Source organism: Polaribacter pectinis, assembly GCF_014352875.1.
Taxonomy (GTDB): domain Bacteria; phylum Bacteroidota; class Bacteroidia; order Flavobacteriales; family Flavobacteriaceae; genus Polaribacter; species Polaribacter pectinis.
This window is the reverse complement of the sequence record NZ_CP060695.1, coordinates 1,269,092-1,294,105: the sequence shown is the minus strand read 5'-3', so window position 1 is coordinate 1,294,105 and position 25,014 is coordinate 1,269,092. Positions and strand designations below refer to the sequence as shown.

25 protein-coding genes are annotated in these 25,014 nt (G+C 29.1%); 13 read left to right on the top strand and 12 right to left on the bottom strand.

From position 1 onward, the window contains the following. Positions 1-199: 199 nt before the first annotated feature. Positions 200-2,023, bottom strand: coding sequence for a DEAD/DEAH box helicase (locus tag H9W90_RS06090; protein ID WP_187483562.1), 1,824 nt, complete (start codon positions 2,021-2,023; stop codon positions 200-202). Between the two features lie 141 nt (positions 2,024-2,164). Continuing rightward, positions 2,165-3,559 (bottom strand): hypothetical protein, encoded by a 1,395-nt coding sequence (locus H9W90_RS06085; protein WP_187483561.1) that lies wholly within the window; start codon positions 3,557-3,559, stop codon positions 2,165-2,167. A 197-nt stretch (positions 3,560-3,756) separates the two neighbouring features. Between H9W90_RS06085 and H9W90_RS06080 the strand changes: the two genes are divergently transcribed. Further along, the gene (locus H9W90_RS06080) at positions 3,757-5,376 is read left to right on the top strand and encodes an ABC-F family ATP-binding cassette domain-containing protein (RefSeq protein ID WP_187483560.1); all 1,620 of its coding nucleotides are present in this window, start codon (positions 3,757-3,759) and stop codon (positions 5,374-5,376) included. A 51-nt stretch (positions 5,377-5,427) separates the two neighbouring features. On the opposite strand, the gene H9W90_RS06075 is transcribed toward H9W90_RS06080, so the two are convergent. The 5 genes from H9W90_RS06075 to H9W90_RS15395 all read right to left on the bottom strand — a co-directional run bounded on the left by H9W90_RS06075 (position 5,428) and on the right by H9W90_RS15395 (position 12,994). Then, positions 5,428-8,187: a DUF7619 domain-containing protein gene (locus tag H9W90_RS06075; RefSeq protein ID WP_187483559.1), complete on the bottom strand. Its 2,760-nt coding sequence runs from the start codon at positions 8,185-8,187 to the stop codon at positions 5,428-5,430. A gap of 184 nt (positions 8,188-8,371) precedes the next feature. Next, positions 8,372-9,304 carry a peptidylprolyl isomerase gene (locus H9W90_RS06070; protein ID WP_187483558.1) on the bottom strand — a complete coding sequence of 311 codons (933 nt, stop codon included), beginning with the start codon at positions 9,302-9,304 and terminating at the stop codon, positions 8,372-8,374. A gap of 57 nt (positions 9,305-9,361) precedes the next feature. Further along, a complete protein-coding gene (locus H9W90_RS06065) occupies positions 9,362-10,930 on the bottom strand; it encodes a hypothetical protein (RefSeq protein ID WP_187483557.1) in 1,569 nt (522 codons plus the stop codon). 4 nt (positions 10,931-10,934) lie between these two features. After that, complete coding sequence (locus tag H9W90_RS06060) at positions 10,935-12,527, bottom strand: peptide chain release factor 3 (protein ID WP_187483556.1); 1,593 nt, start codon at positions 12,525-12,527, stop codon at positions 10,935-10,937. Between the two features lie 44 nt (positions 12,528-12,571). Beyond that, positions 12,572-12,994 carry a peptidylprolyl isomerase gene (locus tag H9W90_RS15395; RefSeq protein WP_254712547.1) on the bottom strand — a complete coding sequence of 141 codons (423 nt, stop codon included), beginning with the start codon at positions 12,992-12,994 and terminating at the stop codon, positions 12,572-12,574. A gap of 376 nt (positions 12,995-13,370) precedes the next feature. Between H9W90_RS15395 and idi the strand changes: the two genes are divergently transcribed. The 3 genes from idi to H9W90_RS06040 are packed head-to-tail and all read left to right on the top strand — an operon-like array spanning position 13,371 to position 15,327. Beyond that, on the top strand, positions 13,371-13,889 hold the full coding sequence (idi, locus tag H9W90_RS06050; protein WP_187483940.1) for an isopentenyl-diphosphate Delta-isomerase: 519 nt from the start codon (positions 13,371-13,373) through the stop codon (positions 13,887-13,889). Further along, positions 13,882-14,295, top strand: coding sequence for a 6-pyruvoyl trahydropterin synthase family protein (locus H9W90_RS06045; RefSeq protein WP_187483555.1), 414 nt, complete (start codon positions 13,882-13,884; stop codon positions 14,293-14,295). Before idi ends, H9W90_RS06045 begins: the two co-directional genes overlap by 8 nt. 54 nt (positions 14,296-14,349) lie before the next feature. After that, on the top strand, positions 14,350-15,327 hold the full coding sequence (locus H9W90_RS06040; protein WP_187483554.1) for a type I phosphomannose isomerase catalytic subunit: 978 nt from the start codon (positions 14,350-14,352) through the stop codon (positions 15,325-15,327). A gap of 49 nt (positions 15,328-15,376) precedes the next feature. On the opposite strand, the gene H9W90_RS06035 is transcribed toward H9W90_RS06040, so the two are convergent. Next, on the bottom strand, positions 15,377-15,547 hold the full coding sequence (locus H9W90_RS06035) for a lmo0937 family membrane protein (RefSeq protein WP_187483553.1): 171 nt from the start codon (positions 15,545-15,547) through the stop codon (positions 15,377-15,379). Positions 15,548-15,646: 99 nt separating this feature from the next. On the opposite strand from H9W90_RS06035, the gene kdsB reads away from it, so the two are divergent. From kdsB to H9W90_RS06015, 4 genes are all read left to right on the top strand, one after another. Continuing rightward, positions 15,647-16,381, top strand: a complete 735-nt coding sequence (gene kdsB / locus H9W90_RS06030; protein WP_187483552.1) for a 3-deoxy-manno-octulosonate cytidylyltransferase — start codon at positions 15,647-15,649, stop codon at positions 16,379-16,381. Between the two features lie 7 nt (positions 16,382-16,388). Then, positions 16,389-17,081 carry an HAD family hydrolase gene (locus H9W90_RS06025; RefSeq protein WP_187483551.1) on the top strand — a complete coding sequence of 231 codons (693 nt, stop codon included), beginning with the start codon at positions 16,389-16,391 and terminating at the stop codon, positions 17,079-17,081. A 39-nt stretch (positions 17,082-17,120) separates the two neighbouring features. Further along, complete coding sequence (locus H9W90_RS06020; RefSeq protein WP_187483550.1) at positions 17,121-17,381, top strand: hypothetical protein; 261 nt, start codon at positions 17,121-17,123, stop codon at positions 17,379-17,381. A 127-nt stretch (positions 17,382-17,508) separates the two neighbouring features. Continuing rightward, positions 17,509-17,703, top strand: coding sequence for a hypothetical protein (locus H9W90_RS06015; protein WP_187483549.1), 195 nt, complete (start codon positions 17,509-17,511; stop codon positions 17,701-17,703). Between the two features lie 50 nt (positions 17,704-17,753). Here the strand turns inward: H9W90_RS06015 and H9W90_RS06010 are convergent, their stop codons facing one another. Genes H9W90_RS06010 through H9W90_RS05995 form a run of 4 tightly spaced genes read right to left on the bottom strand, consistent with a single transcriptional unit; the run spans position 17,754 to position 20,851 of the window. Next, the gene (locus H9W90_RS06010) at positions 17,754-18,221 is read right to left on the bottom strand and encodes a sensor of ECF-type sigma factor (RefSeq protein ID WP_187483548.1); all 468 of its coding nucleotides are present in this window, start codon (positions 18,219-18,221) and stop codon (positions 17,754-17,756) included. A gap of 1 nt (position 18,222) precedes the next feature. After that, complete coding sequence (locus H9W90_RS06005; protein ID WP_187483547.1) at positions 18,223-18,768, bottom strand: hypothetical protein; 546 nt, start codon at positions 18,766-18,768, stop codon at positions 18,223-18,225. A 32-nt stretch (positions 18,769-18,800) separates the two neighbouring features. Continuing rightward, complete coding sequence (locus H9W90_RS06000) at positions 18,801-19,349, bottom strand: RNA polymerase sigma factor (RefSeq protein WP_187483546.1); 549 nt, start codon at positions 19,347-19,349, stop codon at positions 18,801-18,803. Positions 19,350-19,402: 53 nt separating this feature from the next. Then, on the bottom strand, positions 19,403-20,851 hold the full coding sequence (locus H9W90_RS05995; protein WP_187483545.1) for a TonB-dependent receptor: 1,449 nt from the start codon (positions 20,849-20,851) through the stop codon (positions 19,403-19,405). A 77-nt stretch (positions 20,852-20,928) separates the two neighbouring features. Here H9W90_RS05995 and H9W90_RS05990 point away from each other — a divergent pair, with 77 nt between their 5' ends. The 5 genes from H9W90_RS05990 (at position 20,929) to H9W90_RS05970 (ending at position 25,010) form a co-directional block, all read left to right on the top strand. Next, positions 20,929-21,711, top strand: a complete 783-nt coding sequence (locus tag H9W90_RS05990) for an MBL fold metallo-hydrolase (protein ID WP_187483544.1) — start codon at positions 20,929-20,931, stop codon at positions 21,709-21,711. A gap of 113 nt (positions 21,712-21,824) precedes the next feature. Further along, positions 21,825-22,178 carry a hypothetical protein gene (locus H9W90_RS05985; protein ID WP_187483543.1) on the top strand — a complete coding sequence of 118 codons (354 nt, stop codon included), beginning with the start codon at positions 21,825-21,827 and terminating at the stop codon, positions 22,176-22,178. After that, a complete protein-coding gene (locus tag H9W90_RS05980; RefSeq protein ID WP_187483542.1) occupies positions 22,179-22,988 on the top strand; it encodes a cell envelope biogenesis protein OmpA in 810 nt (269 codons plus the stop codon). 15 nt (positions 22,989-23,003) lie between these two features. Continuing rightward, positions 23,004-23,489, top strand: a complete 486-nt coding sequence (locus tag H9W90_RS05975; protein WP_187483541.1) for a Rab family GTPase — start codon at positions 23,004-23,006, stop codon at positions 23,487-23,489. A gap of 6 nt (positions 23,490-23,495) precedes the next feature. Beyond that, the gene (locus tag H9W90_RS05970; protein WP_187483540.1) at positions 23,496-25,010 is read left to right on the top strand and encodes an ATP-binding response regulator; all 1,515 of its coding nucleotides are present in this window, start codon (positions 23,496-23,498) and stop codon (positions 25,008-25,010) included. The last annotated feature ends 4 nt before the right edge of the window (positions 25,011-25,014 follow it).

Below are 25,014 nucleotides of genomic sequence, written 5' to 3'. Positions count from 1 at the left end.
CAATTTTAATTTCGAAGACAGATTTTTTTTGTATTAATGGCAACTTGATTGATAAGGTGAGTTTTAATTCACTTTATGATGAGTTAGCGAAGCTACATTTTTTTAACTAAAAAATCAACCAGTAAAAACCCCTATTTTCCTAAAACCAAAAAACCTCACATTTCTGTGAGGTTTTCAATAGTATATCTAAAAAAGAAATTTAACTTTCTCTACGTTTTCTTCCGAAACCGCTAGATTTTCTGTCTCCGCCAGAATTTTTATCAGGTCTGTCAGATCTTCCACGGCTGCTGGTACTTCTAGAGTCGCTACTTCTTCTAGAGGAAGAACCACCACCTTCAGAACTTCTACGTCTTCCAAAACCACCATCTTTTTTACCGAAAGGTTTTTTACCACCTCTTCTTCCGCCACCAGAACGTTCTTTCTTGGTAACTTCTACGTTTACAGAACGTCCATCAAAATCTGGTTGATTCGATGAAAAAGCCTCTAAAGTTTTGTCTTCGTAATTTTTATCAATTTCAAAGAAAGAGAACGTATCTAAAATGTCGATAGCTCCAATTTCTATTTTATCGCCAATATTTTGCTCGTTAATTAAACCTATTAATTTACCAGGATTTAAGTTGTCTTTTCTACCAATGTTAATAAAGAAACGCGTCATGTTTTCATCTACAGATCTAGCTCTAGAATTGTCTCTAGAAGATAAATCGTTTAAATCTTTTGCGTTTTCATAATACGCTAACATGGTATTAAACTCTAAAGAAACAAACTTCTGTATTAATTCTTCTCTGTTTAAGCTCTCTAATTTTTCGTAGATGCTTGGTAAGAATTCGCTAATTTCAGATTCGTTTACCTCTGTAGCTTGTACTTTGTCAATTAAGTTCATTAATTGGTTTTGTACAATCTCTTTACCAGTTGGCACTTTTGTTTCTACAAATTTCTTCTGAATGATTTTTTCGATCTGGCGTAATTTACCTTTCTCTTTTCCATTCACTAAAACTATAGAAATACCTTTGTTACCAGCTCTACCAGTTCTACCACTTCTGTGTGTGTAGTTTTCTATTTGGTCTGGTAATTTGTGGTTTAAAACGTGTGTTAATTCAGTAACATCCAATCCACGAGCTGCAACATCTGTAGCAACTAATATTTGTATTGTTTTTTTACGGAATTTACCCATTACAGAATCTCTTTGTGCTTGAGATAAATCTCCATGCAAAGAATCTGCGCTATAACCGTCTTTTATTAAATTGTCTGCAACTTCTTGTGTTTCTCTACGAGTTCTACAGAAGATAATTGCATAAATATCTGGATTTAAATCTGCAATTCTTTTTAATGCTGGGTAACGAGTTCTTTCTGTAACAGAATAATACTCATGACTTACATTGTCTGAACCTTGGTTTTTCTGACCAGAAGTAATTTCTACTGGCTTGGTCATATAATTTCTTGCAATAGCTTCTACTTCTCTAGGAAATGTTGCAGAAAATAATAAGGTTTGTTTGGTTTCTGGAGTTGCTTCTAAAACTTTATCTAGTTCATCTTTAAAACCCATGTTTAACATCTCATCAGCTTCATCTAAAACAAGCCATTGAACGCTTCCTAATTTTAAAGCTCTTCTTTTAATTAAATCTACAGTTCTACCTGGAGTTCCAACTACAATTTGCGAACCTCTTTTTAAAGATCTAATTTGATCTTCCATAGAAGAACCACCATAAACAGTAGTTACTTTTATGTCTTTAGAATATTTACAAAAATCTTTAATGTTATTACCAATTTGTACCGCTAATTCTCTTGTTGGAGATAATATAATTGCTTGTACATTGCTATTGCTTTCGTCTAAAAGCTCTAAAATAGGTAAACTAAAGGCAGCAGTTTTACCTGTACCAGTTTGTGCAAATGCTTTTAAATCGTCTGTTGAAGAAATAATTTGCGGAATTGCTTTTTCTTGAATAACAGTTGGTTTTTCGTAACCTAAATCTGTTAATGCTCTAATGATAGGTTCTTTTAAACCTAATTCTTTAAATGTTGACATTACTGTGTTTTTATGGATTCACAGAACGCCCACCTGCAAACCCGATTATAAATTCGGACTGATTTTAAACGAGTTAGACTCAAAATTAAAATCGTGCAAAGGTACAAAAAATTATGGACATAGAAAGAGTAAAGTCAATTATTAGTTTTTACTCAATTCTTTCAGTTGAGAGTAGATATTATTAGAAGAAATAGAAGCAAAGGCATTTACAATTTTTCCGTTATTATCTATTAAAATAGCTCTTGGCATTTTACTAGTTAAAAAGTTGTTTGCAACACTTTCTTTATCAATAAAAAACTGATTTTTAATATCTAAATTATGAATTCTGTCTGAAGAATTACAATCGAATTTTATTTGTATAAATTGTATTTCTGGAAATTTGTCTGATAAAAAGTTTATTCTAGAAGAAATATAGCTTTTAGTAAAGTATTCTGGATTCCAAAAAAGCAAACAAGTACTTTTATTATCTATTACTTTATCAATAGGATATTTACCATTATTAAAATCTGTAACTGTAAAATCTATAATTTTTTTATTTCTTTCTAGATACTTGCTATCATTTAATAACAAACGTATTTGATTAATATCATCTTTATTGGTACTTAATTTAAAGAAATTATTAAATGCTTTTTCATCTACATTACAGGTAGATTTTCTATAGAAATGCCCAATAACAGTTTGTTTTAAAAACGCATTTTTAGATTCTGTCGAGCTAATTTTAGCATCAATTGTATTTAATAAATCGTTTGTAAAACTAGTAGAATATTCATTTGTCATTGGTTTATGACCCAATGCATATGTAGTGTTGTATAAAAAGTTTTTTACATATTTAGAATAAGGACCATAGTACATTAAAGAATCTTTATTTATGGTGATTTCATTTCTGTAATCATAAAAATTACCATCAGTTTTAGGAAATTCTTTCGTTTTAGAATATTTGGCACTCATTATAGGATACCTTTCTACTCTAGAATAAATAGGATAAGTTAATGCTACTTTTAATAAATTATTAAAACCTAAAGTTTCTTCTGGATGGTTTTCTACATATTTATTATATGTTGCCAATTTTAAACGAATTAAAGAATCTGTTTTTTCTTTAAATTCTTTTGGAGCCAACTTGTTAAACTTATAAGTAGCTTTGTCGTCTTTTTCTTCTTCTAAAAAACAATCAATTAAAATATTGTTTCTTTCTGCACCTGTACCAGCAAATACAAGAGATTCATCAAAATCCCAAGTATTTAGACGCAACATTAAACTATCTTTTGGTTCTAAATAAATATACTGATTTTCATTACCATGAATAAAGTAGTACAAGCCTTCATTTAAGTTGTCTAACTTGCTTAAAAAACTATTATTTTCATCTAAAAATAACGTATCTATGATTTTCTCCATAGAATGTAAGGTTACAAATTTAGACTTCGGGTTAATAATTTTTCCGCCAAAATAAGTAGCAGAATCTTTGTCTTTACTAGTATTGCAACTAATAAAAAAGAGCAAAGTTAAAAGCGAAGTATAAGTAAGAGTTCTTTTTATCATATAGTTTAAGGGCTCAAAAAAAGCTTCTACAAATTTAGGTATTCAATATAGGTAGTCTTGTTAATTCGTTGTTAAAAAAGTTATAAAATAATGGTTAAAGTTATGGAAGTTTTTTTCTTTAAAAACGGTTCAAAATCAATGTTAAAAAGAAAAATCTAATTCGTACTTTTGCACAAAATTAAAAAAGAGTACTTACTATGTTATCAGTTTCTAATTTATCTGTTCAGTTTGGCAAACGTGTTTTGTTCGATGATGTTAATACAAAATTCTTGCAAGGAAATTGCTATGGAATTATTGGCGCAAATGGAGCAGGAAAATCTACTTTCTTAAAAATAATTTCTAATGTACAAGAACCAACTTCTGGACAAGTACATCTAGAAGCAGGAAAAAGAATGTCTGTTTTAACCCAAGACCACTATGCTTTTGATGAGTTTCCTGTTTTAGAAACAGTGGTTATGGGAAATAAAGATTTGTTTAAAATTAAAAAACAAATAGACGAATTATACGCAGATTATACAGATGAAAATGCTGAAAAAATAGGCGAGCTTCAAATTAAATTTGAAGAAATGAATGGTTGGAATGCAGATTCTGATGCAGCTGCAATGTTGTCTAATTTAGGTATTTCTGAAGAGCATCATTACACTTTAATGAAAGATTTAGATGGTAAACAAAAAGTACGTGTGTTAATTGCACAAGCTTTATTTGGCAATCCTGATGTTTTAATTATGGATGAGCCTACCAACGATTTAGATTTTGAAACAATTGCTTGGTTAGAAAACTTTATTGCAAATTTCGATAACTGTGTTATTGTGGTTTCTCATGATAGACACTTTTTAGATGCTGTTTGTACACACATTTCTGATATTGATTTTGGTAAAATAAATCATTATTCTGGAAATTATACTTTCTGGTATGAATCTAGTCAGCTTGCTGCAAAACAAAGAGCACAACAAAACAAAAAAGCAGAAGATAAGAAGAAAGAGTTAGAAGAGTTTATTCGTCGTTTTTCTGCGAATATGGCAAAATCCAAACAAGCTACTTCTCGTAAAAAAATGATTGATAAATTAAACGTTGAAGATATTAAACCATCTAGTAGACGTTATCCTGCAATTATTTTTGATAGAGATAGAGAGGCAGGAGATCAAATCTTACAAGTAGAAGAATTGTCTAAAACTTTCGAAGGAGAAAAACTGTTTCATGATGTACATATAAACCTTAATAAAGGAGATAAAGTTGCAGTTATTTCGAAGAATTCGAGAGCAATTACTGCATTTTATCAAATTATTATGGGGAATGAAAAAGCAGATTCAGGTGAATTTTCTTGGGGAGTTACCACAACACAATCTTATTTACCTTTAGACAATTCAAGTTTTTTCCAAGACGGAGAATTAAACTTGGTAGATTGGTTAAGACAATATGCACAAACAGAAGAGGAGAGAGAAGAAGTACATTTAAGAGGTTTTCTTGGTAAAATGATTTTCTCTGGAGAAGAAGCGTTAAAGAAAAGTAACGTTTTGTCTGGTGGAGAAAAAGTACGTTGTATGTTGTCTAGAATGATGATGAAGAGAGCTAATATTTTAGTGTTAGATGAGCCAACAAATCACTTGGATTTAGAATCTATTCAATCTTTAAACAACGCATTAATCAACTTTAAAGGAACAGTTTTGTTTTCTACTCATGATCATGAGTTTGCACAAACTGTTGCCAATAGAATTATAGAGTTAACGCCAAAAGGTGTAATTGATAGACATTCTACTTTTGATGATTATTTATCAGATCCAAAAATTAAAGAATTACGAGAAAAAATGTATTCTTAAAATTCATATAAGTAAAAAAAAAGGAAGCTATTTAGCTTCCTTTTTTTTGGTTTAATCATTATTGTGGTTACAATGTCTTCCATGACTATTGTTGTGATTTCCATGCCCATGTCCGTGTCCGTGACCATTTCCTCTTCTTTTTATGACTAATTTCTTATGAATAATTTGATCTTTAGATTTTATTTTCAAGAAATATCTTCCTTTTGGTAACCAACCGAAATCAAAATTATTTTTACCTTTTTTTAATCGATGTTTGTAAACGAGCACTCCATATTTGTTATAAACTTTTAGTTTTCCTTTTAAATTCACTTTAATTGTAGCAAATCTCCTAGTAGGATTTGGGTATACTTTTGCTTTTAAATCAGGAACACTTGGTATTACTGGTTCTGCTATTTGAGTCTGATATGTATTTGTTATAACTGGTGGATTAAAATCAAAATAAATATTAGCAGTATTATCAATTACATCTCCAATTGCAAACGTACTTTTGGGTTTAATTTTATAATAAATCCAACCATGACTTACGGGTTCGTTAGAAGTACTGTCCGCTAAATGAATATTTTCAAAAATGAAATCTACTTTATTATCATCATTAATAGAAATTCTATAATCATGACTTGCTGTAATTGGTTCAAATGAATCCCAATCTAAATCAGTATCTAATTCATTTTTCACAACAATATTTATGGCTGAAGCTGTACCCGTATTTTGAAATCGAATTCTGTAATTTAAGTAATTAGAAACTTCATTCTCATCAATAAAATTTCCTTCCAATGCTATAATGTCATTCGGGTCATAAGAACCAATAGTTGTATCGTCTAAATTTGCTGTATTATCTGTAGGATTTGCATCACCAGAAGTAGGGTTTATAACACAACTGTATGATAATATATCTCCATTATTTACTGGATTAACAGCATCTGTTGGTCTATTGATTTCAAAAATCACATCGATATACTTTTTTTCAAAAGGTTTTAAGTTTGTGTAATTCCAACTTAATGAGTTGGTTGTTTGATTAACAACTGTTTCTGTTGCGCTTATAAATACTTCTTTAGAATCATCGAAAGTTAAATTTATATCTCCACTTAAAATTGTTGAACCTAGGTTTTCATAATAAATTCGAAGATTAGTTTGAAAACCTGGTCTCGATTCTGAATAAGGTAATATACTTACTTTAACGTCGTTAACGACAGCGTTTGCTGTGATACAGAAATCTATATTTTGTGTTGCTCCTGAACCTGTAAAGTTTACATTTTGTGTTGTTGGTGTAACCGTGAAAAAACTTGGTAGATTTGTGAAAATATCTAAAGTGTTATTAGCTTCTTGAGTATACATTAAATATTGTCCATTAGCATCTGTAAAAGTTACGTTAGAAGTATTTGTGCTAGAACTAGTCAATTTTGTATTTATAGACTTTGTGTCTAAAGGATCACAACCATTAGCATCAAAATCGAAAGAAACAGTTCCTGTTATAGTATTAGAATTTGTTGGTATAAATGAGCAAATATCAGAGTAATAAGATTGTGCATCTTTGTTAATGAAAGTAGAGTTTGCGTAAGAAATATCATCTACACATATTAAGTTTAGGTTTGGGTTGTTTGTAGTATTATACCTATTTGAAGAAAGAGCTGTGTTATTTCCGTTTTTTATATTTAAACTTGTTAGTTGATTGTTATTACAGTATAAAGTATTTAAACTTGTCTGTCTAGATAAATCTAAATCTATAATTTGATTACCTCCACAAGCTAGTGTTGTTAATAAAGTGTTATTTGTTAAATCTAAATTGGTTAGTTGTGTTGAAGAGCAATTTATAGTTGTTAAAGCTATATTTTGTAATACATCTAAAGTTGTTAAAGGATTGTTCCTACAGTCTAAATGAGTTAAACCTGCATTATTAGATACATCTAAACTAGGTATTTGATTTACAAAACATTTTAGAGTTTTTAAAGTGTTTGTATTGGGTAATATAAGGTTGTTGATGTAATTATTATCACAAATTAAACTTGTTAAAGATGTATAATTAGAAGTATCTAATGTAGTTATTTGATTACGTTGGCAGTTTAAAAACGTTAAAGTGTTAGTATTTGGTAGGGCAAGATTATTAATATTATTGTTATCGCAAGTTAGACTTACTAATGATGTGTTTAATGAAACATCTAATGTAGTTAATTGATTTCGGCTACTGTTTAAAGATGTTAAAGTGTTTGTAGTTGGTAACGTTAATGATAGTAATCTATTAAAACTTGTATTTAAAGTAATTAAAGCTGTTTGTGAAGAAGTGTCTAAAGTAGATAAATCGTTATTATTACATATAAGTGTTTCAATAGTACCAGAAGTTGGTAAAACTAACGTACCAATTCCTGGATAATATTCTAGCGTAACCATTGAGTTTATATTATTAGAACAATCTAAATAAGTTAGACTTGTTAAAGTAGAAACGTCTAAACTTATAAGTTCGTTATTATTACATGTTAAAGAGGTTAAGTTCGTAAATGCTTCAATACCTGTAAAGTCAGAAATACCAAATGAAATGATACCTCCTCCACCTCCTATGCAGTTTGGGTCATTTGGGTCTGGGCATAAACCTCCAATATCTTCTATGCTTTGATAACCTGAAATATTTAAAACAGTAACTGCAGCAGCTTCTTGTAATGAAATTTGATTATCATTATTAGTGTCAATAGCTGGAGAATAATTAAGTAGTGCTTGTTTAAATTCGTAATCTGGAATATTTACATTTTGACTAATTAAAGTTGTAGTGATAAAGATTGAAAAAAGTAATACATAATTTTTAAGTAATTGATGTTTCATAATTATAGTTTTTTAGTTCTTACAAAAATATATTTAAGTTTATCTATAACTATAAGGTAAAACACCCATAAGTGTTTAGAAAACAACTCTTAATAAAAGTAGAGTTATGTTTTTTCTAAAAAAAAAAATAAAAAAAAGCTTTCGAATTTCGAAAGCTTTTTAAGTTTATAAATTAGGTGAAATATTATTTTACATCCATCAATTCTACATCAAAGATCAAAGTTGCATCTGGTGGAATTACTCCTCCAGCACCTGCAGACCCATAAGCTAAATGAGATGGAATTACAAAACGAGCTTTATCACCCACTTGTAAAAGTTGAATTCCTTCATCCCAACCAGAAATTACTTGACCAACACCAACATTAAAATCTATTGGTTGTTTTCTCTTGTAAGAAGAATCAAATACAGTTCCGTCTAATAATTGTCCTTTATAATGTACAGAAACTCCAGCGCCTTTGGTTGCTTGTTTTCCTGTTCCTTTTTGTAAAATTTGGTAACGCAATCCGCTTTTAGTTTCATCATAACCAGCTGCTACAGAATCTAACAATTCTTTTTGTTTTGCTTTTGCTTCTGCTTCACGCTTTTCTCTAGAACCTTCAAAAGTTCTAAAAGCTTCAACAGCATTAAAAGCTTCAGCATCTGAACCAACTCTAATGATTTCTAAAGAAGTTAATTCATCTCCTTGTGCAACAGCGTCAACAACATCTTGCCCTTCTACTACAGAACCAAAAACGGTGTGTTTACCATCTAACCATGGAGTAGGAACGTGCGTAATGTAAAACTGACTTCCGTTTGTTGCTGGTCCAGAATTAGCCATTGCTAATTTTCCTGGAGCATCATGTTTTAAATCAGGATGAAATTCATCATCAAATTTATAACCTGGGTTTCCAGTTCCAGTTCCTAATGGACAACCACCTTGAATCATAAAATCTGGTATAACTCTATGAAATTTTAATCCATTATAATAAGGTGTTCCTTGGTCTTTTACTGAATTTTCTAAATTTCCTTCAGCTAAAGCTACAAAGTTACCAACAGTTCCTGGAGCTTTTTCATTTTCTAATTGTACTAAAATTTCACCTTTTGAAGTGGTGAATTTTGCATAGATTCCGTTATTCATTCTTAATTATTTTAATCGTTTTTATTTATTTTTTGCTGAAAGACATTCAGCATAAATTTATTTTTTTGCATTTAAAATTGAAAAGCCATAGCTTAATCCAATATTTATATTCGATGAATTAACATTTCCGAAAGGAGACCACATTTGTCCACCAGAAACATAAAAAGATAAAGCATCATTAGCATGATAATTAATACCTAAAGTTGGTCTTACTAAAACACCTTCTCCAGAATCTACTCTTCCACCACCAGCTACACCTGCAGCAGCTTCTGCAAATAAAGAAACTTTTTCGTTTAAAAATTTGTTACTTTTTATACCCAAACCAAATATTCCATGAGCATAACCACCAGATTTACCTAAATATGCAAAAGAGGCTTCACCAGCAACATAAAACCTGTTGTTTAAATCATATTTAGCTTTTAAAGCTATTAACTGTAAATCACTATCTGGAATGCCAAATTTTGCGACATCAAAATAAGTTTGATTTTCTACTGCTAATTGTAAACCTTGAGTTTTAATTTTTTTAATTTCCTCATCAGAAAAAGGATCTTTAGTTCCTCCACTTAAACCATAGTATTTTAAACTAAAACCAGCAGTATAGGCTTCAAATGTACCACCAATTGCTCTGTGATAACCACCATGAGCACTTAATCCAAATTTTTCTGTAATTTTTATATCTGCACCAACACTTGGGTACATTGTTAATCCACCTTCTTGGTAAATTCTTCCACCTGCAGCTCCAATACCAAATTTACCAAATAAATTTACATATTTTGTTTCTACAAAATTGTTTCCAACACCAAAAAATAAATCCATAAAACCAGCAATTAAGCCACTGTACATTGCATCTACATGTGTGTAAATAAATGTATTATCTGTTAGGTAGCGTTGGTATTCGAAACCTAAAATTGATAAAGTGTTATTGATTGGTTTGTTTCCTTGAAATGAATCTGTTCTAGAATCTCCAAAAGGAAAAAAGTAATCGAAAGTTACTTGTTGTACACTTTTTACAGCAGGTTTTTTCCAAAACTCATCTTTAGAGGTGTTGTCTATGATAAACTGTTCTTGTGCCTCTGCATAAGATGCAGCACGTATTGTACTTGGTATTTCTACAAAGAAAGATACATTATCATTTTTTATAAACCCAGTAAAGAAATTTACGTTACCATATTGCACTCCAAAAGAGAAGTTGTTCTTTTTATACTGAAGTCCAATATTTGTGTATAAAATACCCCCACCATCAACTAAAACCCTATATCCGCCACCACCACCAAAGTGAACGTTAGCATCAAAATAAATGTTTTTGTATAGTTTTTTATTAACACCTAAATTTACACCTAAAGTAAATAAACCACCTTGATCTCCCGTAATTGCTGAATGAAAACCAGCACCAGTATATAACCAATCATTAATAGGAATGTTATAATTTAATCCTATTAAGCCCATTGTTGGTCTTAATTGATAACTATCTCCATAAATATTTTGCTCATCTGGCATGTGTACCAGAATATAATTTAACCTAACTTTATTATGTAGTTCTTTTGTATTTAATGTAGTGTAAGAAGGTTCATCTTGAGAAAACGAATTTAGACTTATAAAGAATAATAAAATAAATACTTTTTTCATTGTTTTATTTTTTGAACTCACTAGTAGTATGCAACTTTACTGTTGGATACTTACTTTGAGTCATTTGCATTGTAAAAGCCGAATCTGCTAAAAACACTAATTGACCTTGTTTGTCTTTTGCCAAATAACGTTGTTTAACTCTTTTAAATTCTTTAAACTCTTCGTTTTTAGGATCTGTAGGTTCTACCCAACAAGCTTTATGAACGCTTAAATTTTCATAAGTACATTTGGCACCATACTCATGTTCTAATCTGTATTGAATTACCTCAAATTGAAGCGCTCCAACAGTACCAACAACTCTTCTTCCGTTCATTTCTAAAATGAATAATTGTGCAACACCTTCATCCATTAATTGATCTAAACCTTTATACAATTGTTTAGATTTCATTGGGTCTGCATTATTTACATAACGGAAATGTTCTGGAGAGAAACTTGGAATTCCTCTGAAGTTTAATTCTTCGCCTTCAGTTAATGTATCTCCAATTTTAAAGCTACCAGTATCGTGAATTCCTACAATATCTCCGGGAAAAGATTCATCTACAATTTCTTTTTTCTCTGCAAAAAATGCATTTGGACTCGAAAATTTTACTTTTTTTCCATTTCTAACATGTAAATATGGCGAGTTCCTTTTAAAAACACCTGAAACAATTTTTATAAATGCTAATCTGTCTCTATGTTTTGGGTCCATATTTGCGTGGATTTTAAACACAAAGCCAGACATTTTTTGCTCTTTAGAGTCTACCAAACGCTCTTCTGCTTTCTTTGGTTGTGGAGAAGGCGCAATTTCAATAAATGCATCTAACAATTCTTTTACTCCGAAATTATTTAGTGCAGAACCAAAAAATACAGGTTGTAATTCTCCTTTTAAATATTCTTCTTGGTTAAAATCTGGATATACTTCAGAAATCAATTCTACTTCTTCACGTAACGTATCTGCTGCTTTTGTACCAACTATTTTATCTAATTCAGGATTCGAAAGGTCATCAAATTCTACACCTTCAGAAACTGTTTGTTTTTTATCACCCGAAAATAGGTTTAATTTCTTTTCCCAAATATTATAAATTCCTTTAAAATCGTAACCCATTCCTATTGGGAAACTCATTGGGGTTACTCTTAAACCTAATTTTTGTTCAACTTCATCTAACAAATCGAAAGCATCTTTACCTTCTCTGTCTAATTTATTGATGAAAACTAACATAGGTATGCTACGCATTCTACAAACTTCAACTAATTTTTCAGTTTGCGGTTCTACACCTTTTGCAACATCAATTACAACAATAACGCTATCTACAGCTGTTAAAGTTCTAAAAGTATCTTCGGCAAAATCTTTGTGACCAGGAGTATCTAGAATGTTTATTTTTTTGTCTTTATAAATAAACGCTAAAACAGAAGTAGCTACAGAAATTCCACGCTGACGCTCAATTTCCATAAAATCGGAAGTTGCTCCTTTTTTTATTTTATTATTTTTTACCGCTCCAGCTTCTTGAATTGCTCCACCAAAAAGCAGTAATTTTTCCGTTAAAGTAGTTTTACCTGCATCTGGATGAGAAATGATACCAAATGTTCTTCTACGCGCTATTTCCTTTAAAAAACTCATTTACAAATTTTGAGGTGCAAAGATACGTTTTACAAAGAGAATTATCAATCTAAAATTTCTACAGTTATATTTATGTCATCAGTTGGCCATTCATCTACACCAACTTTTACTCTAGATATTTTATCCATAGTATCGAAACCAGAAATAACTTCACCAAAAACTGTGTGCTCATTGTTTAGATGATGTGCGCCATTTCTGTTATGTACCATGTAAAATTCAAACGGACTTGATAATTTATTTGGATTTTTTTCCCATTGTCTGGCAGCAGCTAAAGCGCCATATTTGTGTCTTCTATTGTTTCTAAATTCTGGCTTTATTAAATAGTTTCCATACAATCTTCTTTGTTTTACTGTGTAGGTTTCATCAGAGTTTCCACCTTGAATAACAAAGTTTTTGGCAACTCTGTAAATTTCTGTTGTATTAAAATATTTTATTTTTGTTAGAAAGATAAAATTGGCTCTGTGTATTGGAACATCATCATATAATAGAAGTTTTATATTCCCGAACTTGGTTTTAATTATGACTTTATTTTCTTTATTTGTTTTACCATATTCTGTAAAAAAAGCTTCAACATTATCGCTATTTAAACTATCCCAACGTATTTCTACAATTGGTTTAATCTTTTTCTTTTTTTTAATGTTTATTTTTTCTTCAGCTTTAATATTTTTATCTTCTTTACATTGGTAAATGGTTAAAACTAAAAAAAGTAAAAAAAATTGTAATGTATTTTCATTAATAGTACTTAATTTAAAAAATGTAAATATAAATCATCAAAATATAATAATAGAGAAGTCTTATACTTTTATGATTTTTTTAAATATTGATTTTATTACATTTGTAGATATGGAAGAACAAGTTGTTTTAGTTGATGAAAAGGATAATAAAATTGGTTTAATGCCAAAAATGGAAGCACATGAAAAAGCTGTTTTACACAGGGCCTTTTCTGTATTTGTTTTTAATGAAAAAGGTGAGTTAATGTTGCAACAAAGAGCAGCTTCTAAATATCATTCGCCTTTATTATGGACTAACACATGTTGTTCTCATCAAAGAGATGGTGAGGGTAATGTTGAAGCTGGTAGAAGAAGATTGCAAGAAGAAATGGGTTTTACCACAGATTTAAAAGAGGTTTTTTCATTTATTTACAAAGCTCCTTTTGATAACGGATTAACAGAACATGAATTAGATCATGTTTTAATTGGTAGATTTGATGATAAACCAAACATTAATAAAGAAGAAGTAGAAGATTACAAATGGATGTTGTTAGAAGATGTACAGTCTGATATAGAGAACAATCCAGAAACCTACACAGCTTGGTTTAAAATTATTTTTAAAGAATCTTATAAAAAATTAACAAATGCCTAGAGTTTCGGTTCATAGAAAAGCGCATTTTAATGCAGCTCATAGATTGTATAGAAAAGATTGGACTGACGAAAAAAACACTGCCGTTTTTAGCAAGTGTAGTAATCCTAATTTTCATGGCCATAACTATGAACTTATTGTTTCTCTAACTGGAGAAATAGATGAAGAAACTGGTTATGTGTTTGATTTGGGTGTTTTAAGAAATCATATAAAGTTAGAAATTGAAGATGCATTTGATCATAAAAACTTAAATGTTGAAGTTCCTGAATTTATGGACTTAAACCCAACTGCGGAAAATATTTCTGTTGTTATTTATAATAAATTAAGAAAATTACTTCCAGATCATTTAGATTTAAAAATTACTTTGTACGAAACTCCAAGAAATTTTGTGAGTTATTCTGGCGAGTAATTGTTTTTTATTTTTTAAAATATTCCTTGTAAATTCGTATTCTAATTATTGTTAATGAAAATAAATCAACTACTTAAATTTGAACCAATCCTAAAAGAGAAAATTTGGGGAGGAAAAAAATTATCTTCAATTTTAAATAAAAAATCACAAAAAAATAATATTGGTGAAAGTTGGGAGATTTCTGATGTAGAAGATAATGTGTCTATAGTTTCTAATGGCATTTTAAAAAACAAGACTTTAAAAGAGCTAATATGTACATATACATCTAATTTAGTAGGAGAGAAGGTTTTTAAACATTTTGGACAAAATTTTCCTCTTTTAATAAAATTTATAGACGCAAAAAAAGCCTTAAGTATTCAAGTGCACCCAAATGATGATCTAGCAAAAAAACGTCACAACTCTTTTGGTAAAACCGAAATGTGGTATGTTATGCAAGCAGATAAGTTTTCCAACTTAATTGTTGGTTTTAAAAATAAATCTGACAAAGAAGAATATTTGCACCATTTAGAAAATAAATCTTTGTTGAATATTTTAAATGTAGATGAAGTAAAAAAAGGAGACACTTATTTTATTCCTACTGGAACCATACATGCAATTGGGGCAGGGGTTTTATTAGCAGAAATTCAGCAAACTTCAGATATTACTTACAGAGTTTATGATTGGGACAGACCTAATTTAGATGGATCGTACAGAGATTTACATACAGAAGAAGCTATAGATGCCATAGATTACAATGCTAAAGAATCTTACAAATCATTATATTCTAAAGAACAAAATAGCATTACAGAAATAGTTTCATGTCCTTATTTTATTACAAATGTTTTACCTGTGTTTGGAAGTGTTTCATTAAGTCACAAAGAAAAAGATAGTTTTGTAATTTATATGTGTGTAGAAGGTAACGTGGAGATTAAATATGAAAATCAATTAGAGCAACTTCAGGTGGGAGAAACCCTATTAGTACCAGCTTGTATGAAAGATTTGGTAATTACTTCAGATAAAAAATCAGAATTATTAGAAATTTATATAAAATAAAAAAAGGTTCAAGAAATTTTTCTTAAACCTTTATTTATTTTTTAATCAATTAATTTAAGGGCTTACGTCCAGAAATTATATTGTATAGAATTACAACAATTGCAATTACTAATAATATATGTACTAAATTTCCTGTTGCTAATCCTGTAACAACTCCTAAAAGGCCTAATACCCAAATAATAATACAAATAACGGCTACAAGCCATAAAATACTTCTCATAATAATAGTTTTTTGGTTCATTCAAAATTATAAAAATAGCTCCTTCAAGATTAACTCTATCCAATTAAATATTATCTTTGATGCTATTAAAAACCATTTATGAAGATAATTGCAATGATTCCTGCACGTTATAGTGCATCTCGTTTTCCAGGGAAATTAATGAAAGATTTAGGAGGTAAATCTGTTATTTTAAGAACTTATGAAGCTGCATTAAATACTAATTTATTTGATGATGTTTACGTAGTAACAGATTCTGACATTATTTTTAATGTAATTTCTAATGCTGGAGGAAAAGCAATTATGAGTAAGAAAGAACACGAATGTGGTTCAGACAGAATTGCAGAAGCTGTAGAAAATATAGATGCAGATATCGTAATTAATGTTCAAGGAGATGAACCATTTATAGACGAAATATCTTTATCTAAACTAATAGACGTTTTTAAAAATGATGCAAAAAAAGAAATTGATTTAGCGTCATTAAAAGTACAAATTACCAATAAAGAAGATGTCGAAAACCCTAATAATGTTAAGGTAATTACAGATATAGATAATTTAGCCATTTATTTTTCTAGAAGTGTTATTCCATATCATAGAGATAAAGAAATAAACGTAAAATATTACAAACATAAAGGTGTATATGCTTTTAGAAAGCAAGCTTTATTAGATTTTTATAATACGCCAATAACACCTTTAGAAGCTTCAGAAAAAATTGAAGCAATTAGATATCAAGAGATTGGTAAGAAAATTAAAATGGTGGAAACAGATGTGGAAGCTGTTGGAATAGATACTCCAGAAGATTTAGAGAAAGCAAAAAAATATTTAGGAATAAAATAATTCATCAATGTATAATAATATAAAAGTGATTGCTTTTGATGCTGATGATACTTTGTGGGTAAATGAAACGTATTTTAGAGAAGCAGAAAATGAATTTGCAGAATTGCTTTCTAAATATGAAACCAAAAATAAAATTGACCAAGAACTTTTTATGAAAGAAATAGAAAATTTAAAATTCTATGGTTATGGAGTTAAAGGTTTTGTATTGTCTATGATAGAATCTGCGTTAGAATTATCTAATTATAAAATCAACCCAAAAACTTTAGAGAAGATTTTAAATATTGGTAAAGAAATGTTAGAAAAGCCAATAGAATTATTGGATGGAGTAGAAGAGGTTTTAGAAAAGCTACAAGGAAAATATAAATTAATTGTAGCTACAAAAGGAGATTTATTAGACCAAGAAAGGAAGTTAGAAAAATCTAATTTGCTAAAATACTTTCATCATATAGAGGTAATGAGTGATAAGAAAGCAAAAGATTATCAAAAATTAGTAAAACATTTAGATATTCATCCATCAGAATTATTAATGATTGGTAATTCTTTAAAATCAGACATATTACCATTAATTGAGATTGGTTCGGAAGCAATTCATGTTCCATTTCATACAACTTGGGCTCATGAAGAAGTTACAGATGAAGAGCAATTTACATCTAATTATAAAACAGTTTTAAATATAAAAGAAGTTTTACCGCTCTTTTAAATAAATAACCTAAATTTGCACCTTTAAATAAATAAGATTATGGCAAGTATAAAAAACTTAAAAAAAGATATTAATTACGTATTAGGGGATGTTATAGAATATGCATTAGACGTTTCTGTTTTAAAAAACGAACCTAAAAAAGGAGATGAAATTATAGATGAAGCTATTGAGACTTTCGATAATTTGGTTGCTAAAATAAATGCACCAGGTGTAGAAAACAAAAAAGCACATTTTAAAGCTATTAACGAAGAGTTAGAAACTAAAGCAAAAGGTTTAGTAGAAAAGATTAACAAATTATAATCTTAACACTTTTTTAAACAATTTTTAAGGCCATCATCTAACAAGATGATGGTTTTTTTATTAAATTTGATTGTAGATACTAAAACGATATAGTTAACGTTATATCTTTAGATTAAATTTTTTAAAAATGGCTAGAGCAATGTTTGAGTACACTAAAACTGTACTAAAAAAAGTAAGTTTTAATTCGGAGTTATTTTGTAAAGAATTAGAAAAGTCCTTAAGTAGACTTTTACCGTATGAAATAGAAGAATTGACTATTTGGTTAAAGCAATTTACAGCAAACAAACCAGAGTTATATTCTTGTATGGCATTAGTTAGGTAATAAAAAAGGAAGCAAATTTGCTTCCTTTTTTATTGTCCTCTAAATTTTTATTAATTTTTATTTTCCTTCTTTTTTCTGTATTTTTTCATTAAATTTCTAATGAAATCTTTTTCAGAAGTTTTTAGGGTTAAAATTTTCTTGTAGGTAATAATTTCTGACAGTTTTTTATCAAACTCCATTTTTATAGAGTAAACTTTACTATCAATTTCTTTAATTTTTAGAAAAGCAGCTTTTGCTTCTTCTTCAGAAATAGCTTCTATACCTCCTTCTTTTCTAATTTTTGAAACTAACTTATGTTTCTCTAATCTTTCTAGTTGATAAATTTTAGCATCATACTTATTATAAACTGGCCAAAATTTTTGAGCTTCAGTAGTTGTTAATTTTAACTTCTCTGTTAAAAAAGCAATTTTTAGAGCTTTAATTTTTTCGTTTCTTTCTCCTTTATTTCCTTTGTCTTGCGAGTTTACTGCAAGATTTGTGAAAAATATAAAGGTTAATAAAAGTGTTATTTTTTTCATTTTAATCATTTTCTAGTATTAATGATATATTGTCTTCATTACTCAAATAATTTTCAATTTCATCTTTTGTAATTGAATTAGGAACCATATCAGATTCATCAAAATCTATATTTGTATATGCAAAAGCAAGATCATCATTACTAATTAAACTTGTGTTATTTTCAATCCAGTTTTCAATTTCTATATCTGCTAAATCATCAAAAGAAATATTTTCTGAATTACTAAAAATAAAAGAATTTAAGCCTATAAACAAAGCTATACATGCCGCTGCTGCAATAGGAATAAATTTTAATACTTTTTGTTTAAGTGAAATTACTTTAACTTCTTTTTCAGTGGATGTAGTTTTACTTAAAATAAGATCTTCTAAATTATCGAAATAAGAATCTGGTGTTATAAAAGCGCCATTATCTGGTAATTTCTCTTCAGATAAAAAACTAGAAAAACGATTTTCAGCATCAGAAAAATAATTTTCTGGTGTTGTAAAACCTGTTTTGTTTTTTAAAACCGATTTTAAATAATTTTCGCTATTTGTACTATTTGTTTCCATACATTCTTTAGACCTAATTTTTATAAAAAGGTTTAATTGGTTTCTTCTTTTATATAGTTTTCTATTTTCTTAACTGCGTGAAAATAAGAAGCTTTCAATGCTCCAACAGAGGTTTCTAGTATTTCAGAAATCTCATTATATTTAAGTTCATCAAAATATTTCATATTAAAAACCAATTGTTGTTTTTGTGGTAAAGTAGCAATTGCTTTTTGTAGAATAATCTGAATTTCATCACCAGTAAAAAATTCATCATCTGCTAATGTAGATGAGATTTCTTGTTGATAATCTGTAATGTCTAAATTTCTTTTTTTGGCTCTTTTATTAATAAACGTAATAGATTCGTTAGTAGCAATTCTATACATCCAAGAAAACAGTTTACTATCTTGATTAAAACTTTCTATGTTTTTAAAAATTTTAATAAAAGTATTCTGCAAAACATCATCTGCATCATCATGAGATATTACAATTTTTCGAACATGCCAATACAAGCGTTCTTTGTAAATAGAAATTAATTCTCTAAACGCTTTTTCTCTGGTTTGAACATTTATTAGTTGTTCTATTAAAATGGCTTCGTCTATCAACTATACATTTTTAAATAAGACAACATTTTTAAAGAAAGGTTTAATTGATAAATTTATTTTTTTACTCTAGATCTAGAATATCCAAATAATCTTTTTTGTTTTATGGTTTCTGCAATTCCTGTTGGCAACATTTCTTCCCAACCTTCTTCGCCATCAATAATCATTTTAAGTACAGTTCTAGAGAAAATGTCTAGTATTTCTGGGTCAAAATTATCAATATTTACAAGTTTTCCGTTGTTTTTAAAGAACTTGTATAGTTCTTTCATTCTAGGATGTACTTTTAAGTTTTCACTATTAATATATTCTCCAGAAGCTTGGTCGTGATAAGGATACATATATACTTTTAAGTCTCTGTAGAAAAGTTTTCCAAAAGCTTCTAAAATTCCACCACTTAAATTACGGTAATATTTTTCATCAAAAATTTGAATTAGGTTGTAAACGCCCATTGCTAATCCCATTCTTTCTTTTGTGAATTCACTAAAATATTCTACTAATTTAAAATATTGTTGAAAACTAGTAATCATTACATTTTGTCCCAAAGAACAAAGTAATTCAGCTCTGTCTAAAAAGTCACGTTCATTAATTTTTCCTTCTGCGGATAAATTACTTAATGTAATTTCGAAAATAACTTGTGTTTTACTTTCTTCAACTTTATTTTCTGCTAAAAATAGTTTTTTAGATTTTTCGTACATATCCATATTTACTTTTGTAACAGGTCTAAAACTACCTCTTAAAGCCAATATGTTCTTTTTATATAATACTTGTGCTGGTAATAAATTGTTACCATCTGGGCCAAACATTACTGCATTAGTCATTCCGTTTTTAAGTAATTGTAAACTCATTAAACGGTTGTCTACATACATAAAACGAGGTCCAGAGAAATTAATCATATCAATTTCTAATTGGTCATTATTTAAATTATCGTAAAACGACTTTACCAATTCTTTAGGATTGTCATTTAAGTAAAATGCACCATAAATTAAATTTACTCCTAGTATACCTAATGTTTCTTGTTGTAAACGTGCATCAGTTTCCTTAAAACGTAAGTGTAAAACAATTTCATTATAGCCTTCTAATGGATCTAATTGAAAACGAATACCAACCCAACCATGACCTTTAAACTTTCTTGCAAAATCTATTGTTGTAACCGTATTTGCGTAACTGAAAAATAATTTATCAGGATGTTTTTGTCTACTTAATCTGTCCTCCATTAAGTCAATCTCATGACCTAACATTTTTTTAAGACGAGGTTGTGTTACATAACGTTTGTCTTCTTCAATACCATAAATTGCATCAGAAAAGTCTTTGTCATAAGCACTCATGGCTTTAGCAATGGTTCCAGAAGCTGCACCAGATCTAAAAAAATTACGAGCAGTTTCTTGTCCGGCTCCAATTTCAGCAAAGGTTCCGTAAATATCTGTATTCAAATTAATTCTTAATGCTTTGCTTTTAGTAGTTTGTACACTACTAATTTCTTGATCACCTCTTAAAGAAATTGCCATAATTTATTTTTGTTAGATATAAACAAATGTACTAAAATTGTGAGCTATGAGTCAATTTTTATCTTATTTTTGTTTCAATGAATTTAGATAAAAAACTGTTAAAAATTACTTTTTTAGGAACTGGGACTTCACAAGGAATTCCTATGATTGCTAGTAAAGATCCTGTTTGTTTATCTAATGATATTAAAGACAAGCGTTTACGTTCTTCAATTTTAATTTCTTGGGATGATTGTGCGTATGTTATAGATTGTGGCCCAGATTTTAGACAACAAATGTTGCGAGAAAATGTACAGTCTATAAACGGTGTTTTATTTACTCATGAACATTCAGATCATACTGCGGGTTTAGATGATTTACGTCCTTTTTGTTACCAAATAGGAGAGATGCCAATTTATTTAGACAAAAGAACATTACAGAGTTTAGAGCAACGTTTTCAGTATATTTTTTCAAAAGAAAATAGATATCCAGGAGCGCCAAGTGTTACTCCTTTTTTGGTTGATGAATCTCAATTTTCAATACAAGATGTTGTGGTTACTCCAATTGAAGTTTTGCATGGAAACCTACCAGTTACGGGTTATAGAATTGAAGATGTAGCCTATTTAACAGATGTTAAAAGTATTGAAGCAAAAGAGAAAGAAAAATTAAAAAAATTAGATGTTCTTATTGTAAATGCTTTAAGAATAGAAGCACATCCAACCCACTTTAATTTAGAAGAAGCACTTGATTTTGTTAAAGAATTGAAGCCTAAAAAAACATATTTTACACATATTAGCCATAAATTAGGTTTTCATGAAGCAGTTTCTAAAAAACTACCAAAAAATGTGTTTTTAGCTTATGATGGTTTAAAAATTGAGGTTTAGATTTTCATAAACTGTTTTTTAATGTATATTTGTTTATACAGCATTAAAACTTATAGTTTTAGGCTGTATTGTTTAACCAACATTCCCCAAATTATTAACTCAACTAAAAATACATGGAAAAAAAGTCAGAAAAAAGCAAAGCTCCAGATTCAGTTCAAGAAGTAGATAGCAGAATTGCAGCAGTAAGAGACTTAATCTTTGGCGAAAATATTCAGCAGTATAACAGCGAATTTGATGATATTTACAGCAAAATAAAAGCATTAAAAGAGCAAAATCAAAAGAATTTATCGGAATCTGTTACTAATTTAGAAAATAAATTAGCGGATTTAGAAAGTTTAATGGAACATAAATTCCAAGACTTAAATGATGATTTAGATAAAAGACTTGCTGATTTAGATGATGAAAAAGCTGACAGAAGAAAATTAGGAAAAGCGCTAGAGAAAATTGCATTGATGTTGCAAGAATAGATGAAGAAACCAGCTGCAGATAACAAAAAAGACAATCGTTTTGAGCTGCTTAGAGAACTTCTGTTAGAAGACGATAGAGAAAAATTTGAAGCACTTAGTGAAGAAATTATCCAAAAGGAAAAATTTTCTAAAAAAGTGTCACCTCTTGTAGATGAAAAAATTGAAGACCTTCGTGAAAACTTCCCAAAATATTTTGGAGGCACCATAACAGAAACTATTAAAGTACAAATTAGAGATTCTCAAGACGAAGTTGTAGAAGCCTTATACCCAATTATGGGTAAATTGGTTAAGAAAGCTATTGTTAGTGAAATAACAAAGTTGTCTGACAGCATTAATAAAACAGTAAAAGAAAAATTTTCTATTCAAGAGATTATTAAAAGATTCTTTAAAGGGAAGAAAAACGACGCAAATGTTGTTTTAAATGAAGTTTTTGAAGCTACCATAGAAGAAGTTTTTATTATCGAAAAAGATTCAGGATTGCTTTCAGGTAGTTATTCTCGAGGTAATATTGCAGATAAAGATATGGTTTCTGGCATGCTAACAGCCATTAAATCTTTTGCAGAAGATGCTTTTTCTAAAGAAGGTCAAGATTTAGAAGATATTAAATTCGAAACCTTTCAACTTTCCATTCAAAATTTTAAAAGCATTTATATTGCTACTGCAACTTCAGGTGTAATAACTAGAGAATTTAAAGAAGGCTTATCAGAAAAAATAAATAATTTGGCTGAAATTATTTTAAGAGATCGTACTTATTTATCTGATGAAGAACGTTTAAATACATTAATTTTTCAGCAATTAATCGAAGAATAAAAGTCAACCAAATTTATGATTGCTAAAAAAGTACTGCTTGTTGGTAATTTCGGAGTTGGTAAAACTTCATTGATTAGAAGATTCGTTTTAAATGAATTTTCCGAAGATTACATCAGTACAATTGGTGTAAGAGTTAGTAAAAAAGTTGTGGAATATAACAACGAACAAATTAAATTAATGATTTGGGATGTTGCCGGAACAAGTGGCAATGAAAAAATACCAAAAGCTTATTTTTTAGGAGCAAACGCAGCTATGTTTGTTTTTGATTTAAGCAGAGAAGAAACCTATTTAACCATTGATGAAAATCTAAATATGGTTAAAGAATTATCTGGGCTAAAAGAAATTACAGTTGTAGGTAATAAGAAAGACTTACTTTCCGAAAGTGAATTAGAAAACATAATACAAAACGTTTCTGTAAATATCGATTTGGTTACTAGTGCCAAAGAAAATGATAATGTAGAAGACGCTTTTTTACAATTAACAGCCAAAGCTTTAAAATAGAACCTGTTGATACCAGCAAAAATAGAAGATGTTTTTTTACAACTAACTACCAATTCTTTTGGAGTTATAAAAAGCATAAACGCTGGTAGATTTGCTAAAGAAGAATTTACTATAGAAGCTTCAATTTATGAATCTTGCCCATTTTTAGAAGGAATTTTAGAATCTTTACCACTAAAAGAGTCTTTTCTTTTAGAAGGAATGGTTATTGTTTCAAAAGAAAATGAGTACAATGTAGATGTAGAGTTATTTAAAGAGGAAAATACAGTTGTTGTGTTAATTCATAATAGAACAAACGTTTATAAGATAGTAGATCAACTCAATCAAAATAGAAACGATATTTTCTTCATTAAAAGAGAGCTTGCAGAAAAAAATATTGAACTTGATAAACTTCGTAAAATTGCTGACAAAGCAAATGAAGAAAAGTCGCGCTTTTTGGCAATGATGAGTCATGAAGTTAGAAACCCATTGAATGTTATCTTAGGTTACGCTGAAATGATTTCTAAAGAAGAAATTAATAAAAACGTACAAGAATATTCAAAATTATTATCCATCTCTGGTAAGAATTTAAAAGTTATTGTAGATGATATTTTAGATTTATCTAGAATTGAAGCTGGGAAATTAGAGCTTGTAAATTCAGAAATAAGCATTAAAGAAATTGCAGAAAATTGTATTGCAAACTACAAGCTTCAAAATAAAAATGAAGAAGTAGAACTTGTTTTAAGCGTTTCAAAAAAAATACCAAATATTGTTTTAGGAGATGATGTAAGAATTAATCAAATTCTTTCTAATTTAATGTCTAATTCGTTAAAATTTACTCAAAAAGGAGAAATAGCATTAGATGTGCGTTTTGTTTCTGAAGATGAAAATAACGTGAATTTAGCTTTCGAAATTAAAGATACAGGAAGAGGAATGACAAAGGAACAGTCTTCTAAAATCTTTAATGAATATCAGCAAAACAAAAAAAGCGACAATCGTGTTTTTGGTGGAGCAGGATTAGGTTTATCAATCGTAAAAAGACTTTTAAATGCGATGAGTGGAACCGTTTCTGTAGAAAGCGAATTAGATAAAGGTACTTCTTTTACAGTTCAAATTCCGTTCTTAAAAGCAAAATCTCAAATTAAAAAGAAAGTAATAATTTCCGAAAAGAAAAGTCTTACAGGAAAAAGAATTTTAGTTGCAGATGATGATGCTCTAAATCAAACTATAGTTGCTCACATTCTAAAAAAAGAAGACGTAAAGCTAACGCTTGTAAAAGACGGGTTAGAAGCTTTAAATAAGTTAAAAAGTGATGTTTTTGATTTGGTTTTACTAGATATTCACATGCCAAATATTACAGGAGAACAATTAATGCAGCAGAAAAAAGATTTCAATAGGGCAAATATTATAATCCCTTTTTTAGCTTTAACTGCTAATACAACACCAGAAGATATTGAAAGATATAAAAATATTGGTTTTGTTGATGTGATTTCTAAACCTTATACTGCTGTTGAGTTTGTGGGTAAAATAGGTGAATATATTTAATTAT

Coding starts and splice junctions, on each gene's coding strand:
- H9W90_RS06090 (WP_187483562.1), bottom strand. CDS start 2,023: ATGTCAACATTTAAAGAATTAGGTTTAAAAGAACCTATCATTAGAGCA.
- H9W90_RS06085 (WP_187483561.1), bottom strand. CDS start 3,559: ATGATAAAAAGAACTCTTACTTATACTTCGCTTTTAACTTTGCTCTTT.
- H9W90_RS06080 (WP_187483560.1), top strand. CDS start 3,757: ATGTTATCAGTTTCTAATTTATCTGTTCAGTTTGGCAAACGTGTTTTG.
- H9W90_RS06075 (WP_187483559.1), bottom strand. CDS start 8,187: ATGAAACATCAATTACTTAAAAATTATGTATTACTTTTTTCAATCTTT.
- H9W90_RS06070 (WP_187483558.1), bottom strand. CDS start 9,304: ATGAATAACGGAATCTATGCAAAATTCACCACTTCAAAAGGTGAAATT.
- H9W90_RS06065 (WP_187483557.1), bottom strand. CDS start 10,930: ATGAAAAAAGTATTTATTTTATTATTCTTTATAAGTCTAAATTCGTTT.
- H9W90_RS06060 (WP_187483556.1), bottom strand. CDS start 12,527: ATGAGTTTTTTAAAGGAAATAGCGCGTAGAAGAACATTTGGTATCATT.
- idi (WP_187483940.1), top strand. CDS start 13,371: ATGGAAGAACAAGTTGTTTTAGTTGATGAAAAGGATAATAAAATTGGT.
- H9W90_RS06045 (WP_187483555.1), top strand. CDS start 13,882: ATGCCTAGAGTTTCGGTTCATAGAAAAGCGCATTTTAATGCAGCTCAT.
- H9W90_RS06040 (WP_187483554.1), top strand. CDS start 14,350: ATGAAAATAAATCAACTACTTAAATTTGAACCAATCCTAAAAGAGAAA.
- H9W90_RS06035 (WP_187483553.1), bottom strand. CDS start 15,547: ATGAGAAGTATTTTATGGCTTGTAGCCGTTATTTGTATTATTATTTGG.
- kdsB (WP_187483552.1), top strand. CDS start 15,647: ATGAAGATAATTGCAATGATTCCTGCACGTTATAGTGCATCTCGTTTT.
- H9W90_RS06025 (WP_187483551.1), top strand. CDS start 16,389: ATGTATAATAATATAAAAGTGATTGCTTTTGATGCTGATGATACTTTG.
- H9W90_RS06020 (WP_187483550.1), top strand. CDS start 17,121: ATGGCAAGTATAAAAAACTTAAAAAAAGATATTAATTACGTATTAGGG.
- H9W90_RS06015 (WP_187483549.1), top strand. CDS start 17,509: ATGGCTAGAGCAATGTTTGAGTACACTAAAACTGTACTAAAAAAAGTA.
- H9W90_RS06010 (WP_187483548.1), bottom strand. CDS start 18,221: ATGAAAAAAATAACACTTTTATTAACCTTTATATTTTTCACAAATCTT.
- H9W90_RS06005 (WP_187483547.1), bottom strand. CDS start 18,768: ATGGAAACAAATAGTACAAATAGCGAAAATTATTTAAAATCGGTTTTA.
- H9W90_RS05995 (WP_187483545.1), bottom strand. CDS start 20,851: ATGGCAATTTCTTTAAGAGGTGATCAAGAAATTAGTAGTGTACAAACT.
- H9W90_RS05990 (WP_187483544.1), top strand. CDS start 20,929: ATGAATTTAGATAAAAAACTGTTAAAAATTACTTTTTTAGGAACTGGG.
- H9W90_RS05985 (WP_187483543.1), top strand. CDS start 21,825: ATGGAAAAAAAGTCAGAAAAAAGCAAAGCTCCAGATTCAGTTCAAGAA.
- H9W90_RS05980 (WP_187483542.1), top strand. CDS start 22,179: ATGAAGAAACCAGCTGCAGATAACAAAAAAGACAATCGTTTTGAGCTG.
- H9W90_RS05975 (WP_187483541.1), top strand. CDS start 23,004: ATGATTGCTAAAAAAGTACTGCTTGTTGGTAATTTCGGAGTTGGTAAA.